At 53.1% G+C, this 15,280-nt stretch carries 14 protein-coding genes; 2 read left to right on the forward strand and 12 right to left on the reverse strand.

Features of this window, described 5'->3' with window-relative positions:
• Positions 1 to 46 precede the first annotated feature (46 nt).
• The 11 genes from smc to AC0LWF_RS09480 form a co-directional block, all read right to left on the reverse strand.
• Positions 47 to 3,622: a chromosome segregation protein SMC gene (gene smc / locus AC0LWF_RS09430; protein ID WP_474651299.1), complete on the reverse strand. Its 3,576-nt coding sequence runs from the start codon at positions 3,620 to 3,622 to the stop codon at positions 47 to 49.
• 141 nt (positions 3,623 to 3,763) lie between these two features.
• Entirely contained in the window at positions 3,764 to 4,456 is a 693-nt protein-coding gene (rnc, locus tag AC0LWF_RS09435; protein ID WP_090574089.1) for a ribonuclease III, read from the reverse strand.
• Complete coding sequence (gene fabF / locus AC0LWF_RS09440) at positions 4,446 to 5,687, reverse strand: beta-ketoacyl-ACP synthase II (RefSeq protein ID WP_474651300.1); 1,242 nt, start codon at positions 5,685 to 5,687, stop codon at positions 4,446 to 4,448. The genes rnc and fabF overlap by 11 nt, the downstream gene beginning before the upstream one ends.
• Before the next feature lie 137 nt (positions 5,688 to 5,824).
• Positions 5,825 to 6,061, reverse strand: coding sequence for an acyl carrier protein (gene acpP, locus AC0LWF_RS09445; protein WP_090574087.1), 237 nt, complete (start codon positions 6,059 to 6,061; stop codon positions 5,825 to 5,827).
• An 82-nt stretch (positions 6,062 to 6,143) separates the two neighbouring features.
• Positions 6,144 to 6,896 (reverse strand): 3-oxoacyl-[acyl-carrier-protein] reductase, encoded by a 753-nt coding sequence (fabG, locus tag AC0LWF_RS09450; protein ID WP_474651301.1) that lies wholly within the window; start codon positions 6,894 to 6,896, stop codon positions 6,144 to 6,146.
• Positions 6,897 to 7,373: 477 nt separating this feature from the next.
• Positions 7,374 to 8,300 (reverse strand): ACP S-malonyltransferase, encoded by a 927-nt coding sequence (fabD, locus tag AC0LWF_RS09455; protein ID WP_474651302.1) that lies wholly within the window; start codon positions 8,298 to 8,300, stop codon positions 7,374 to 7,376.
• Positions 8,301 to 8,353: 53 nt separating this feature from the next.
• On the reverse strand, positions 8,354 to 9,340 hold the full coding sequence (locus tag AC0LWF_RS09460) for a beta-ketoacyl-ACP synthase III (protein ID WP_474651303.1): 987 nt from the start codon (positions 9,338 to 9,340) through the stop codon (positions 8,354 to 8,356).
• An 8-nt stretch (positions 9,341 to 9,348) separates the two neighbouring features.
• Positions 9,349 to 10,338: a phosphate acyltransferase PlsX gene (gene plsX, locus AC0LWF_RS09465; RefSeq protein ID WP_474651746.1), complete on the reverse strand. Its 990-nt coding sequence runs from the start codon at positions 10,336 to 10,338 to the stop codon at positions 9,349 to 9,351.
• On the reverse strand, positions 10,322 to 10,939 hold the full coding sequence (gene fapR, locus AC0LWF_RS09470) for a transcription factor FapR (protein WP_474651304.1): 618 nt from the start codon (positions 10,937 to 10,939) through the stop codon (positions 10,322 to 10,324). Before fapR ends, plsX begins: the two co-directional genes overlap by 17 nt.
• Before the next feature lie 236 nt (positions 10,940 to 11,175).
• Positions 11,176 to 11,349: a 50S ribosomal protein L32 gene (rpmF, locus tag AC0LWF_RS09475; protein ID WP_006211382.1), complete on the reverse strand. Its 174-nt coding sequence runs from the start codon at positions 11,347 to 11,349 to the stop codon at positions 11,176 to 11,178.
• Between the two features lie 77 nt (positions 11,350 to 11,426).
• On the reverse strand, positions 11,427 to 11,936 hold the full coding sequence (locus tag AC0LWF_RS09480; protein WP_474651305.1) for a YceD family protein: 510 nt from the start codon (positions 11,934 to 11,936) through the stop codon (positions 11,427 to 11,429).
• 161 nt (positions 11,937 to 12,097) lie between these two features.
• Between AC0LWF_RS09480 and AC0LWF_RS09485 the strand changes: the two genes are divergently transcribed.
• Together AC0LWF_RS09485 and AC0LWF_RS09490 are read left to right on the forward strand one after the other, a co-directional pair.
• Positions 12,098 to 13,345: a nucleotidyltransferase gene (locus tag AC0LWF_RS09485; protein ID WP_474651306.1), complete on the forward strand. Its 1,248-nt coding sequence runs from the start codon at positions 12,098 to 12,100 to the stop codon at positions 13,343 to 13,345.
• 117 nt (positions 13,346 to 13,462) lie between these two features.
• On the forward strand, positions 13,463 to 14,716 hold the full coding sequence (locus AC0LWF_RS09490; RefSeq protein ID WP_474651307.1) for a nucleoside recognition domain-containing protein: 1,254 nt from the start codon (positions 13,463 to 13,465) through the stop codon (positions 14,714 to 14,716).
• Between the two features lie 21 nt (positions 14,717 to 14,737).
• On the opposite strand, the gene coaD is transcribed toward AC0LWF_RS09490, so the two are convergent.
• Entirely contained in the window at positions 14,738 to 15,250 is a 513-nt protein-coding gene (coaD, locus tag AC0LWF_RS09495) for a pantetheine-phosphate adenylyltransferase (RefSeq protein ID WP_474651308.1), read from the reverse strand.
• Between the last annotated feature and the right edge of the window lie 30 nt (positions 15,251 to 15,280).

Here is a 15,280-nt window from a genome sequence, read left to right on the forward strand (position 1 = left end):
GCTCCGGCTCTACAATACGTTCGTTCATTGCTGCAAGCTGCAGCAATTAAGCAGATACCGCTTCTTCGTCCTCCAACCGGACCGAAACGAGCTTCGAAACGCCGCCTTCCTCCATCGTTACCCCATAGAGTACATCCGCTTCCTCCATCGTCCCTTTACGGTGTGTTACGACGATAAACTGTGTAAGTTCCGAGAATTCGCGCAAGTATTGTGCGAATCGCGCAACGTTTGCTTCGTCAAGAGCAGCTTCAACCTCATCGAGCACGCAGAATGGCACTGGTTTTACTTGCAAAATCGCAAATAATAGCGCAATCGCAGTCAGTGCGCGCTCGCCGCCGGAGAGAAGCTGCAAATTCTGCAGCTTCTTGCCTGGAGGCTGGGCAACGATATCAATACCGCTATCGAGAACCCGATCCGGATCGACCATGATGAGGTCTGCGCGTCCGCCGCCGAACAGCTTCGCGAAGACAACGACAAAGTGGCCCCGAATCGCTTCAAATGTGATGCGGAATCTCTTGCTCATCTCTTCGTCCATCTCGCGAATGACTTGATACAGCGTCGTCTTCGCTTCGATGAGGTCGTTCTTCTGATCATTCAGGAATGTGTACCGCTCCCTTACACGTTCGTACTCATCAATCGCGCCAAGGTTTACTTCCCCAAGGCTCGAGATACGACGCTTCAGATCACGCACTTCATTCTGAGCAGCAAGCACATCCTCCGGAACAGGATAACGTTCCTTCGCCAGCTCGTAGCTGAGCTCGTATTCCTCGCTTAGCTTACGAAGCAGGTTATCGAGCTCAACATCAAGACGGTTCACTCCAATTTCGATCTGTCGAAGCTGATCTTCGATGCTGCGCAGCTGTGTGCGCTGCTCCTTCGTCTCGCTCTCGCCCTGCTCCAGCTCACGAGTAAGCTCAGCACGCTCGGCGCGTTTCAAGTCTGTCTGCTCCGCGCAGGAATCCTTCTTCAGCTTCAAAGCGTTCAGCTGTTCAATCTGCTTCACGCTCTCAGCCGCATGCTGAGACGTCTCTTCCTCTTGGCGCATAAGCATTTCGCGCAAGCCGGATAGCTCCTGCTTCGCGCGGCCAACATCCGTTCGGATCCGGGCAGCTTGGTCCTCGAATGACATCTTCTCTTGGTCAGTCTTGGCGAGGGCGATCTTCAGATCCGTCAGCTGATCCTGAAGCTGCTCTTTGGCTGATTCACCGGCTTTACGGCGATCCTCTGCCATACGAATTCCATCCTGCAGCCGCAGTTCTTCCTTCGTCAGCACCTCAAGCCGTTCTTCCGCATCCTTCGCCGACAGGCTCAGTTGCTGCTGCTCCGACTTATGACCGGCACTGTCCGCTTGGAACAGCAGTGCCTGATCATCCAGATGGCGCTGCTCATTATCGAGCTGCTGGAGCTCCGCACGCAAGTGCTGCTCCTCTATCCGCACCTTCTCGCCTTGTGCGCGCAAGTCATCGACGTTCTGATTGCGAATGGACTGCTCCTTGCGGAGGTCGCTGATCCGGTCGCGAAGCTTCGTGATTTGCTCCCCTGTCGCTTTAATCTCTTCATCAAGCTGTTCAATTTGCCGTGTACGGCCGAGCAGGTTGGCGCCTTTCTTCTGAATGCTGCCGCCTGTCATCGAACCGCCTGCATTAACGACGTCTCCTTCGAGCGTAACGACACGGAACCGGTATGAGCACCTTGCTGCAATCCGGTTCGCATGCTCCAGCGTTTCGGAGATAAGTACATTACCAAGCAAGCTTTCGGCAATCTGCGCATACTTCGCATCGCAAGAGATGAGCTCAGCGGCTATGCCGACGAAACCTTCCATACCGGCAATTGTTCTGCGATCATGATCCGGAATATTCCGCCCGCGGATTACATCGAGCGGCAGGAATGTAGCTCGTCCAAGCTGACGAGACTTCAAGAATGCAATCGCCGCGCGGGCGGAGCGCTCATCGTTCATGACAACGTGCTGAAGCGCACCGCCAAGCGCTGTCTCAATCGCAAGCTCGACCTTCTCTGGCACGCGGATTAGCTCCGCGACAGCGCCGTGTACGCCTTCAACACCGCCAGATGTACGGCGAGAAGCTTTCAAGATCTCACGGACACCTTGCATAAAGCCATCAAGGTCGTCCTGCATCTCTTTCATCGTATCTCGGCGAGAGGTGAGCGCTTCAAGCTTCTGCTCCCACTTGCGAACTGCTCCGCCGGCTTCCTCTAGCAGCTTCTGGCCGTTCTGCAGCTGCTCAGCTTCCGTAATGTACTTGTTACGGAACTTGTTAATGTCAGAGAGTGTCGTCTCTAGCTTCTGCGTCAGCTCAGCTCGTCTTGCCTTCAGCTTATCGTGCTGCTCTTGCCACTTCGTATGCTCATCGCCGAGCCGTTCCATGCGGCGCTGCAGCGCTTCTTCCTGCTGATTCGCATAACGAATTTCATTGCGCAGCTGAGCCATCGTACTCAGCACATCAAGCAGCTCGCCTTTGAGCGATTCTTCCGCATCTCCGGATGCCGATGCAGCGGTACCAAGAAGCTGCGCTTCTTCAAGCGCCAGCTTTGCCCGCAGCGCGTTCAAATCGCTATCAAGCGCAGCCGCCTTACCGCGGAACTCCGCCTCTTCCTTCGTCAGCGACTGTATCCGCTCGTTCTGTGCAGCGAGCGTCGCTTCGAGCTGCGTACGGTTCTGCTCCAAGTTGCGTTTACGCTCCTTGAGCACCTCCCCGTAGCCTTCGCATTTCTCATACTCTTCGCTATATTGCAGCATTGACTCGTGGAGACGATCAAGCGTCTCCTCCAGCTCGCGCAGCTTCAAACGGTCCTTCTCGAGCACCGCATCATGCTTGCTTACGACTGTGGAAAGCGCAAGCTGCTCTTCCTGCAGCTTTGCCATCTTCGCATTCGATTCATTCCAGGACTTGTGTACGGTATCAATATTATGTACATACATCGAAATCTCTGCATGCTTCAACTGATCTCGCAGCTGTTTGTACTGAATAGCTTTCTCAGATTGCACGCGAAGCGGTTCAACCTGGTCTTCAAGCTCCGTGACCAAATCGTGGATACGCAGCAGGTTTGTCTCCGTCTCATCCAGCTTCTTCTGCGCCTCGCGCTTACGCGACTTATACTTCACTATGCCCGATGCTTCTTCAAAGATACCGCGTCGGTCTTCCGAACGGGTACTTAGAATCTCTTCAATCCGGCCTTGTCCGATAATGGAATACGCCTCTTTACCGATGCCCGTATCCATAAACAGTTCCGTTATATCTTTCAGTCGGCATGACTGCTTGTTAATCAAATATTCGCTATCACCGTTACGATGAACACGGCGGGTGACCGTTACCTCGTTAAAATCAAGCGGCAACGCATTGTCGGAATTGTCCAGCGTGAGCGATACTTCGCCGAAATTCACCGCCTTGCGCGCATCACTGCCCGCAAAAATAATATCTTCCATCTTGCCGCCGCGAAGACTCTTCGCGCTTTGTTCACCCAATACCCAGCGGATGCTATCGCTAATATTGCTCTTCCCGCTGCCGTTCGGGCCAACAACAGCCGTAATACCACGGACGAATTCCAACTCCGTCTTATCGGCAAACGACTTAAACCCGGCTAATTCAATCCTTTTCAGGAACATCGCTTACCTTCACCTCAACGACTATTGTACCATACTTGCCGAAAAAGGACATGAGGAGCAACCTTTTCCAGCGCGTAAAAATGCTCCTAAATGCAAAAAATCCGGTTACCAAGGAGGCACCAGAATTTTGGCTTAACCTTATTACTGAGCAAGCTTTCTCCAAGCTTCCGCTGCAGCCTGCTGCTCAGCCTCTTTCTTCGTCCTGCCGGCTCCGGAGCCGTAAGACGTATCCCCGATGTACACTTCAACAACGAACTCTCGGTCATGTGCCGGACCGCGTTCTTCCATAATCCGGTACTCAATCGGACCCATGCTCGCATGCTGCGCTTTCTCTTGCAGCGTCGATTTGAAGTCCTTTACGAGTAAACCGCCATCGCTATCGATATGCGGGAACATATGTGTCGCAAGAAAAGCTCTGACGGATTCCAGCCCTTGATCAAGGTAAATCCCGCCGACGAACGCTTCAAACAAGTCAGCGAGCAATGCTGGTCTCTGCCTTCCACCCAGCTGCTCCTCGCCTCGTCCAAGAAGGACATGTGAACCCAGATCTAACATTTCTGCGAAACGGGCAAGCGAAGGCTCGCATACGATCGAAGCTCTCATCCGGGTTAGCTGGCCTTCAGGCCGCTCAGGGAACGTCCGGTAAAGAAACTCCGAGACGGTGAGCTGCAAAATCGCATCCCCCAAAAACTCAAGCCTCTCGTTATGCTCCATAGCACTTTGCCGATGCTCGTTCACATAGGAAGTATGGGTGAACGCCTGCTTTAGCAGGCGCACCGTACGAAATCGGAGCTGCAGACGCTGCTGCAGCTCTTCAAACTTATCATGCTTCATATTTTTTCATCACGATCGTAGCGTTATGGCCGCCAAAACCGAACGAATTAGACAACGCGTATTTCACGTCTGCTTCTCTCGGTGTGTTAGGGACATAATCGAGATCGCATTCAGGATCTTGATTATCGAGATTGATCGTTGGTGCGATGACTCCGTTCTGAAGCGTAAGGCCGAGAATAACCGCTTCTACACCGCCAGCTGCGCCAAGCAAGTGACCTGTCATCGACTTCGTCGAGCTGACTGCCAGCTTGTATGCGTGCTCACCGAACGTCTTCTTAATCGCAGTCGTCTCGGAAAGGTCTCCAACTGGCGTTGAAGTTCCGTGCGCATTGATATAGTCGATCTGAGTCGGTTCGATCCCGCCATCACGAAGCGCTTTAACCATACAACGCGCTGCGCCATCTGGATCCGGCTCTGTCATGTGATGCGCATCGCCGCTCATGCCGTAGCCGATGATCTCCGCATAGATATGAGCGCCGCGCTGCTGCGCATGCTCAAGCGATTCCAGAATAAGCACACCGGAGCCTTCGCCCATGACGAAACCGTCGCGGTCTTTGTCGAATGGACGGGAAGCTTTAGCCGGCTCATCGTTTCGTGTCGACATCGCACGCATCGAGCAGAAGCCTGCCATGCCTGTCGGACGGATTGTCGCTTCGGCACCGCCGCAGATCATAACGTCTGCATCGCCGCGCTGAATCATTTTGAACGAGTCGCCGATGGAATGCGTACCTGTCGCACAAGCAGTTACTGCTGTGCTGTTCGGACCTTTCGCGCCTGTTGCCATCGAGACTTGGCCGGAAGCCATGTTCGCGATCATCATCGGAATGAAGAATGGGCTGACACGCTTAGGACCTTTCTCCAGCAAAATATTATGCTGGTCTTCCCACGTTCCGAGTCCGCCGATACCTGAGCCGATCATAACGCCAATGCGCTCAGCATCGACATTGTTGCCGATATCAAGTGCAGCATTCTTCACAGCTAGCTGACTGGCTACAACAGCGAATTGAACGAAGCGGTCCATACGGCGCGCTTCCTTCTTGTCGATATTGTAATCTTCTGGATTAAAGTTTTTGATTTCGGCTGCAATTCGTGTCGGATATTCGGAGAAGTCAAATGCATCAATGACAGAAACACCGGACTTCCCTTCCATCAAATTACCCCAAAATGTATCTAAATCGGAACCGAGCGAAGTCATAACTCCCATGCCCGTAACGACTACTCTCTGTTTCATTACGATTCACCTCTGATTGGAAACCCTATTGGTTAACGATATCTATAAAAACGCTAATGCGCTTACAGCTTTCATAATGGCAGATGCCTTGAATATGGAGAGAAGTCCCGCTTTGACGGGCGGGACTTATCAGTTCTTTACTTAGCTAGAGAAGATATGTAATTAACAACTTCCCCTACACTCGTAATTTTCTCTGCATCTTCATCAGAGATTTCCATATCGAACTCATCTTCCAGTTCCATGACGAGTTCTACGACATCAAGAGAGTCTGCTCCAAGATCTTCTTTAAACGAAGCCTCTAGAGACACCTCCGATTCATCAACGCCAAGGCGGTCGACAACGATGCGTTTTACACGATCATATACATCGGACATCCGGTTCACCTCCTCCATGGTATTATACGAGAATTGATTGCAAAATGCCATACTCCGCGATTCTAAAGCTATTTGGCTAGCTTTACATGTACATGCCGCCGTCTACGTGGATCGTTTGGCCTGTCATGTAAGCTGCTGAGCCAGATGCCAAGAAGCGGACAGCTGCCGCAATATCTTCTGGATTGCCAAGTCTTGCAAGCGGTATATCCGCAGCAAGCTTCTCACGCATCTCCTGTGGCAGCTTATCAGTCATATCCGTCTGAATAAAGCCAGGCGCTACGCAGTTCACAGTGATACCGCGTGAAGCCAGCTCGCGCGCAGAAGCCTTCGTCAAGCCGATAACTCCTGCTTTAGCTGCCACATAGTTAGCCTGCCCCGGATTGCCGAGAACGCCGACAACGGAGGAGATATTAATGATGCGGCCGGAGCGCTGCTTCATCATTTGGCGTGTTACCGCTTTGATGCCGTTGAATACGCCTTTGAGATTCGTCTCAATGACTTGGTCAAACTCTTCTTCCTTCATGCGCATGATTAGATTGTCACGCGTAATGCCCGCATTATTCACGAGAATGTCTATGGAGCCGAATGTCTCGACAACCTGCTTGACCATGCCATCGAATTCATCGGTTTTGCCGACGTTCGCCTTTAGCACTAGCGAGCGGCGGCCGAGTGCATCGATAGCTTGAGCCGTCTCTGCTGCTGCTGCCTCGCTGCCGGAATAGTTGATGGCAACGTCTGCACCAGCTTCAGCGAGTGCAATGGCGATCGAGCGGCCAATGCCGCGGGATGCTCCCGTGACTAGCGCAATCTTACCCGTAAGGTCGCAAAAACTCATGGGAAAACCTCCATTATTCTTTAAGTACCCCCTAAATCCCCCTAACTAGGGGGACCCCAAGGGTCTACCGACCCTCTGGACACCCGGAAGGTTGTAACGTTGGTGCTGCAGAGAAGCGCTCCCGGGTATGGCGTTGGTGCTGGGCCTCGCTTTCGTCCCTCGCGGGACACGCTTAACGTTTGGCGTTGTTTAGTTACCTGGTGTCCCATGCGGGACCATTGTAACGTGATCCGCCACAGAGGCGCACTGTGAGATGGTGCGTGCTGGTGGTCGCTTTCGTCCCTTGCGGGACACGCTTTACGTTCGAGCGATTGGTCAGCCCGCGCCTACGGCTGGCTTCTTGGCCGGCGGCATACCCCGCCGGCGTTAGTGTCGCCGCCTGCGCCGGCTTGTGCCGTCACCGGCACCTTACAAAACAACCTTGCGCCTGCGGCGCTAAAACCAAACAAAACCAAACCAAACAAACCAAACCAAACCTTACAGAGCTACTGCCTTCAACGCTTCCAAGCTATTGATCGAAATGATATTAACCGACTTGTCGATTTTCTTAATCAAGCCCGCTAATACGGTGCCTGAACCAATCTCGACGAACGTGTCTACCCCTTGTTCGATCAAATATTTGACGCTGTCTTCCCATAGAACCGGGGAATACACTTGCTCTGCGAGCAAGCTGCGGATTTCTTCCGCCGCTGTTACTGGCTTAGCCGTTACGTTCGCGATAACCGGGATAGCTGCGTCGTTCACTTGGACGGACGCGAGTACATCTGCTAGACGCTCTGCCGCCGGCTTCATCAGTGATGAATGGAACGGGCCGCTCACTTCTAACGGAATAACGCGCTTCGCGCCGGCTTCTTTGCCGCGCTCGACTACGCCTTGAACGCCTGCCGCTGTTCCCGATACTACGATCTGGCCAGGGCAGTTAACGTTTGCTAGCTCAACTGAGCCTGCATCAGCCGACACGCTTGCGCATAATGCCGCGAGAGCATCGCGTTCTGCTCCTAGTACCGCTGCCATCGCGCCTTGTCCGCTTGGCACCGCTTGCTCCATAAATTCGCCTCGCGCGCGGACTGTGCGCACTGCATCTTCGAAGGAAAGCGAGCCAGCTGCTACAAGAGCGCTGTATTCGCCGAGGCTGTGGCCTGCGACGAAGTCTGGCTTGATACCTCGGTCCTTCAACGCTTCCAGAAGAGCGATACTTACAGTAAGCAGTGCTGGCTGTGTATTCGCGGTCTGCTTCAGCTTTTCTTCAGGACCGTTAAAAATAATATCGCTAAGCGCCAAGCCGAGAGCCGCATCCGCCGAATCAATGATTGCGCGCGATGCATCTACAGCTTCATAAACATCTTTACCCATGCCAACGGCTTGTGCCCCTTGGCCTGGAAATACAAAAGCGATTTTGCTCAAACCATTGCACCTCCGATCCGGCTATTTTCGAATACTTCTAATGAAAGAATAAATTACCAAATGAGTACGGAAGCGCCCCAAGTCAAACCGCCGCCGAAGCCGACCATGACAAGCTTGTCGCCTTCCTTCACGCGATTCTGCTCAACCGCTTCTGCCAAAGCAATCGGAATGGACGCAGCTGACACGTTGCCGTATTTATCAAGGTTGATCATACATTTCTCAGCAGGCAGATCGAGTCGGTTAATTGCCGAGTTGATGATCCGAATGTTCGCTTGATGCGGAATCAGGAGATCGATATTGCCTTTGTCCATACCCGCCTTACGCAGCGCTTCTTCAGCGGCATTACCCATGATGCGAACCGCGAATTTGAACACTTCGTTGCCCGCCATATAGATGAAGTGATGCTTGTTCTCGATACTCTCCGGCGAAGAAGGCATACGCGAACCGCCTGCGCACACTTTGAGCAATTCGCCGCCTGAGCCGTCAGCGCCAAGCTCGAACGATTGGAAACCGCGACCCTCAGGCACTTGACCAAGCACAACCGCGCCTGCGCCATCGCCGAACAGGATACATGTGTTGCGGTCTGTATAGTCTGTAATACGGGACAATGTCTCCGCACCGATGACGAGCACATGCTTATACATGCCAGTCGCGATCATGTTTGAAGCTGTTGCTAGACCATAGATGAAACCGGAACAAGCTGCCGACAAGTCAAATGCTGCCGCTTTCTTCGCTCCGAGCTTCTCCTGCAGCAAGCAGGCTGTAGACGGGAAGAACATATCCGGTGTAATCGTCGCTACTATGATTAGATCGAGATCCTCTGCTGTAATGCCGGCAGCTGCCAGCGCCGCCTTCGAGGCGTGAAGCGCGAGATCCGATGTTGCTTGCTCAGGAGCTGCAATCCGGCGCTCACGCATGCCGGTCCGCGATACGATCCACTCGTCGTTCGTCTCGACCATCTGTTCCAATTCCTGATTCGTCAAAATCCGCTCTGGCACATATTTGCCCGTGCCGAGAATACCTACGGGATGTAGTTGCATAGTCCCACTCACTTCCTGCTAATTTCCGCTGCGATTGACGAAATTAAGTTGCTCTCAATAGCTAATTTCGCTTGCCTTACAGCATTTTTGACTGCTTTGACATCCGAAGAGCCGTGGCATTTGACTACGAGACCGTTCACGCCCAGCAGCGGCGCCCCGCCATGCTCTTTATAATCCATTTTGCCCCGAAGCCGTTTCATTCTCGGCAAGACGATTGCCGCTGCAAGCTTCGTCAGCAAGCTGCTTGTGAATACGTCGCGGATCGCCTTGAATAGCGTTCCCGCCGTACCTTCCATCGCTTTCAGCATAATATTGCCGGCAAAGCCGTCACAAATAAGGACGTCGCAATTGCGGAGCAGCACATCGCGCGCTTCCACATTGCCAATAAAATTGATCGGAGCCGCTTCCAGCAGCTCATAAGCCGCTTTAGTCAGCTCATTCCCTTTCATCGCCTCAGTACCGACATTCAGCAGCCCAACCCGGGGCTTCTCCATGCCGTTCATTTTACTGCGATAAATACTTCCCATAATGGCATACTGAAGCAAGTGCTCCGGCTTCGCATCCATATTCGCACCAAGGTCAAGCGCGAGACAGCCTACATCATCCATCGTCGGAAGCATGGTTACGAGCGCCGGGCGCTCCATGCCTTCCAAACGCCCAACGACGAGCAGTCCTGTCGTCATCAGCGCGCCCGTATTACCTGCAGAGAGCATCGCTTCCGCATGACCTTCTCGCACGAGCTGACCTGCCATGACCATGGAGGAGGTTTTCTTCCGCCGAACGGCTTTAACCGGCTCATCTTCAGGTCCAATGACATCATCCGCATGAATGATTTCAATATTGGAGGGCTTCTTCGCGCCAATATGCTGCTCAATCTGCGCCGTATCCCCGACAAGAATAATTCGGAGCTCCGGCCATTCTAGTGCTGCTTCCACTGCGCCTTGCACAATTAGTGAAGGGGCATGGTCGCCTCCCATCGCGTCAATTGCGATCCGCACCATTCATTCCTCCCTCGATGACCGGCTCGCCTGCGGAACGGAAGATGATGAAATGGCCTTGAAACACCATCTCATCTCCTACGTAAGAGCAAACTTCAACCTTCGCCTTGCTGCGGCCGCCGGAGCCAGAACGCACGTAAGCTTTCGCAATGCATTTCTCTCCAAGCTTCACAGAACGTACGAACCTGATGTCCGCAGTTGCCGTGAGCGCAATCTCATCGTTAATAACTGCAACCGCTAGTGAGTTCGCCTGAGCAAAGACATGATGTCCGCGGGCAATGCCGGTTCTTGAAAATACATGTTCCTCTTTAATTTCAAAAAGCGAGATGCCGCTGTGGTCCAGCTGCAAATCTACAATATCCCCGATTATCTCATGCAGCGGCAGTGAACGGACGGGGTCATACGAACGTTCCGCCATTAACTTCATTCGTTCCCGCAGCTCGGGAATGCCGAGCTCTAGCCGGTCAAGCCGCACCGTTTGAATACTAACCTTTAGTTGACGCGTCAGCTCCTGATCCGTAATGAACGGATTGTCCTCGATCAAACTTTGGAGCAGCTGATGTCTCTGTTTCTTCGGAAGACGTTCGATGGTCCACACCACCTTTGCCTAATGTTCTAAGTATGTACCTCTGCTTATCATCATACACCATTACAAGCTGCTATTATAACCAGGTACTAATAGTATATAGAAGAAAACAGCATCGCGCAATATTCAGTCGCCTAATTGTGGCCCACAATGGCCACGACAACTGGCACAAGCCAACGATTCTACAAAAAATAGTGAATAAAAAAAATAGCACTCCACCCGTAGGATGAAGTACTATGATCTGCTTAAAACTATTGCTTGATGATCTCTCTTGCTTTGTATGTTCCGCAAACCTTGCACACACGGTGAGCCAATTTCAACTCTCCGCATTGCTCACATTTCACCATACCTGGCACCGCCAGTTTGAAATGCGTGCGGCGTTTGTCACGACGTGTTTTGGACGTTCTACGTTGTGGTACTGCCATGTTTCCCACCTCCTTAACAGAATTCGACGCAGATGCATGATTGTAATGCATCATTGAGTATTAAGCAAGCCCTTCACTTAATCTCCGTTGTTGAAAAAATCTTTCAAGGCGGCGAGTCTTGGATCAATTCGATCGGTTTGACAACCGCAATTTTGCTCATTCAAGTTAGTGCCACAAGAGTGGCAAAGACCCTTACAGTCTTCTTTACAAAGCGGCACAAAAGGCAACGCGAGCATTAGCATTTCTTCAAGAAATGGGTCCAGCTCGAGCTTGTCTTCCTCCACTGGAATGATGGTCTCTTCTTCATCGCCAGATAGCTTCGACTCTGGCTTGAAGCGCTCATGAAACGGGACGACAACATGCGTATGTGTCGGCTCCAAACACCGTGAGCACGCAAGCTCAGCATCGACGGACAGCTCGCCCTCCACATGGGCAACACCGTCTTCGCCCCAAGTGGTCATATTGACTTCCATCGGGCTCGTACTGATGATGTCTTTACGAACTTGCTTCAGCCAGTCGGTGTCCAAGCTTGATTGATAAGAAATCTTCAATCCTTTGGACGCTAATTCTCGAACATTAATCTCCATACGATCACTCCAAACAAACAAAGTTTATTATATCGACTATTGAATAGTTTTGTCAACATTTTCACGACGTGATATTATAACAAAAGCAAAAACGATTACAACTTCACCCAGAAAAAGCATACCGTTTTGTGCTTATATATCCTACTTTTGGAGGAATAGCAATGCGGACAGTCGGGCTTATTGTCGAGTATAACCCATTTCATAACGGTCATCACTATCATTTGCAGCAATCGCTTAAAATAACGAACAGCGATGCAGTAATCGCCGTGATGAGCGGGCACTTCCTGCAGCGCGGGGAGCCTGCGCTGCTGAATAAATGGACGCGCGCCGAGATGGCGCTGCGCGGCGGCTGCGACGTTGTCATTGAGCTGCCCGTCGCCTATTCTACGCAGGCGGCGGAATGGTTCGGCTACGGCGCCGTGGCGCTGCTTGAAGCGACAGGCGTCGTAGACGCGCTCTGCTTCGGCAGCGAGGCCGGCGACATCGGGCCGCTGCGGCGGGTTGCCCGGCAGCTCGCGCATGAGCCCGCGGCATTCGAGGGGCTCATGGCGGATTGCCTCAGCGGCGGCGTGAGCTATCCGGCTGCGTATAGCGAGGCCGTCCGCCGCTTCATGCTGGCCGCGGGCGATGATGAAGCGGCCGCGTTTCCGCTTGCGCAGCCCAATAATACGCTTGGGCTGCATTATCTTCTCGCGCTGGAGCGGCTTGGCAGCGCGATTGAGCCTTTTACGGTGCGCCGCGAGAAGGCCGGCTACTCGCAGACGAGCATTACCGATGCGCAGATTGCGAGCGCAACTGCGATTCGCGGCATCGTCTTGGGCGACGCTGCATCACCGGCGGATGCTGCGCCTTATGTTCCCGCATCGACGCTGGAGCTGCTGCTGCGCGACAACGCTCTCGGACGCGCCCGAAACAGCTGGGCGCAGTACGAGTCGGCTTTGTTCCATAAACTCGTGAGCGAGCCAGCTGCAGCGCTTGAGCGATATCATGAGATGAGCGAAGGGCTCGAATACCGGATCAAACGAATGCTCCCCGAGCTAGAAGCGCTTCATTTCGAGTCGCTGCTGGACAAGCTGAAGACGAAGCGCTATACCCGCACGAAGCTGCAGCGTGCCTTGCTGGCCGTTCTGCTCGGACACTCGAAGGAGCTGCTATCGCGCGAGAGGCTTCGCGAAGGAATTCAATACATTCGCGTGCTCGGTTTCTCTCCTCGAGGCCAGGAGCTGCTAAAACGAATGCGCAAGACGGCGAAGCTGCCGATCCTGACCAGCGCCGCCCGCGCACAGGATCATGATCCATTCTTGGCGCTAGATATCCAAGCGACCTCCATCTACGCGTTAGGATGGCCGGACGCAACGCCTCGCGATCTGTTTCGCGATTATTATGAGAAGCCGATGACTATTGAATAAGCAAGCTATAAGCTTGGTCTAACTCCAAGAAGACAAGCGTAACAATATAGTGGCTCTGTTTGTCATATTCTGATATGAGTTACACAGAGACACTATATCTGCAATGGAGTGAGCTGTATGACGCGCACCATTACGTACGCTTGTTTATCCATCCTGCTCGTCGCCGCCATCATCATGCGGCCGGACGAAGCTTTTCAAGCTTCATTGCAAGGCTTAACGGTCTGGTGGAATATCGTCTTTCCCGGACTTCTTCCGTTTCTTGCGCTGCTCGAACTCATGCTCACCTTCGGCGCTGTTCACGCCCTGGGCGCGCTGCTTCACCCGCTGATGCGGCGGTTATTCCGCCTACCGGGTGAATCCGGCATCGCTATGGCGCTCGGCTGGACAGGCGGGTTCCCCCTTGGCGCTGAAGCCGTCGCTTCCCTTCGCCGCAGCAAGCTCGTGACGATCGCTGAAGGCCAGCGCCTGCTCGCACTCTCGCATATGCCTAGCCCGCTGTTTATGCTGCTCGTCGTCGGCTCTGGCTTTCTTCACCACCCGGAGCTAGGCGCGGCAATTGCAGCAGCTGTATGGCTATCGGCTTTACTGACCTCTTTCATTACAGCGCGCTTCACCCCTGCATCTGCGTCCGCTCCAACTTCAACTCGCAATAAACCCGATTCAGAATCAACTGATAATATCGATACTCGCGCCAAAGAACCGACTTCCTCGTTGCTGCGGCGTGCCTCAACAGCGATGCATGCTGCCAACAAGCGCGACGGCCGTACATTCGGCAAAGCACTCGGAGACTCAGTCGTTGTGTCCGTCTACAAGCTAATGGCTATCGGCGGCTTCATGATGTTCGCAGCCGTTCTCGTCCGCCTCTTGCAGCCACTCCTGCCAGAGAACATTCCCGCATTCTTGCTCCCTGCTTTTCTGGAGAGCCATATCGGAGTCTATGCCGCTGCAACTACAAAATTCGCAGGCGGTATCCCCTGGACCGCTGCATGCTGTGCTGCCGTGCTGAGCTGGAGCGGCTTAAGCGCACTCCTGCAAGCCAGCAGCATGCTTACCGGCTCCGGCCTATCACTCGCCCGTCTCGCGGCATCGCGGCTTGTTCAAAGCCCGCTCGCGTTCTTCATCACGCTTCTGGCATGGAAGCCTGCCGGCAAGCTCATGCAAGCCATCTTCCCAACCGCCGCTCCCGCCTTCACGCAAACAGAAAAAACAGGCGCCGCCACGGATGCTGCAATTCGCGTTAGCGATCTGCATTCCCTATGGCCGTATACGCCCGTTCTGCTGTTTGGGTTCCTTCTCGCCGTATCCGCTCTGGTCATGATCTCCATAGCGATAGCGGTAGCCTTGCGGGATAAACAGAACACGCTAAGCTAAGCTTAACTAAGCTCGCTTCAGTCAAGGACGGTCCGCGTACTTGTCCACTAGCGCTTCCGCCACTACAGGAGGGACGAGATCCGTCACGTTCCCTTTGAAACGCGCGATCTCTTTTACAATGCTTGAACTGAGGTACGAATACTTCGGATTCGTCATCATGAAGATCGTCTCGATCTCGCCATCGAGCTGATGGTTCGTTGATGCCATCTGCAGCTCATACTCAAAATCCGTCACAGAGCGGATTCCTCTGACGATGACATGAGCATCCTGCGAACGCATGAAATTGACCAGCAGATCGCGGAAGCTGTCAATCGTCACATTCGGCAGATCCTTCGTCACTTCCGCTAGCAGCGCCTTGCGTTCCTCCACCGAGAAGAGCGGATTCTTGCTCGTATTGTTGAGCACTGCAACGATTAAATGATCGAATTGTTTGGCAGCGCGGCGGATGATGTCCAAGTGTCCGCATGTAACAGGATCGAAGCTGCCCGGATATACGGCAACTCTCATCCCGGGTAATCTCGTTGGTGCAGTCATGTTATTAGCCTCCATATGTACAGTTGGCTT

Source organism: Paenibacillus sp. sgz302114, from assembly GCF_056120345.1.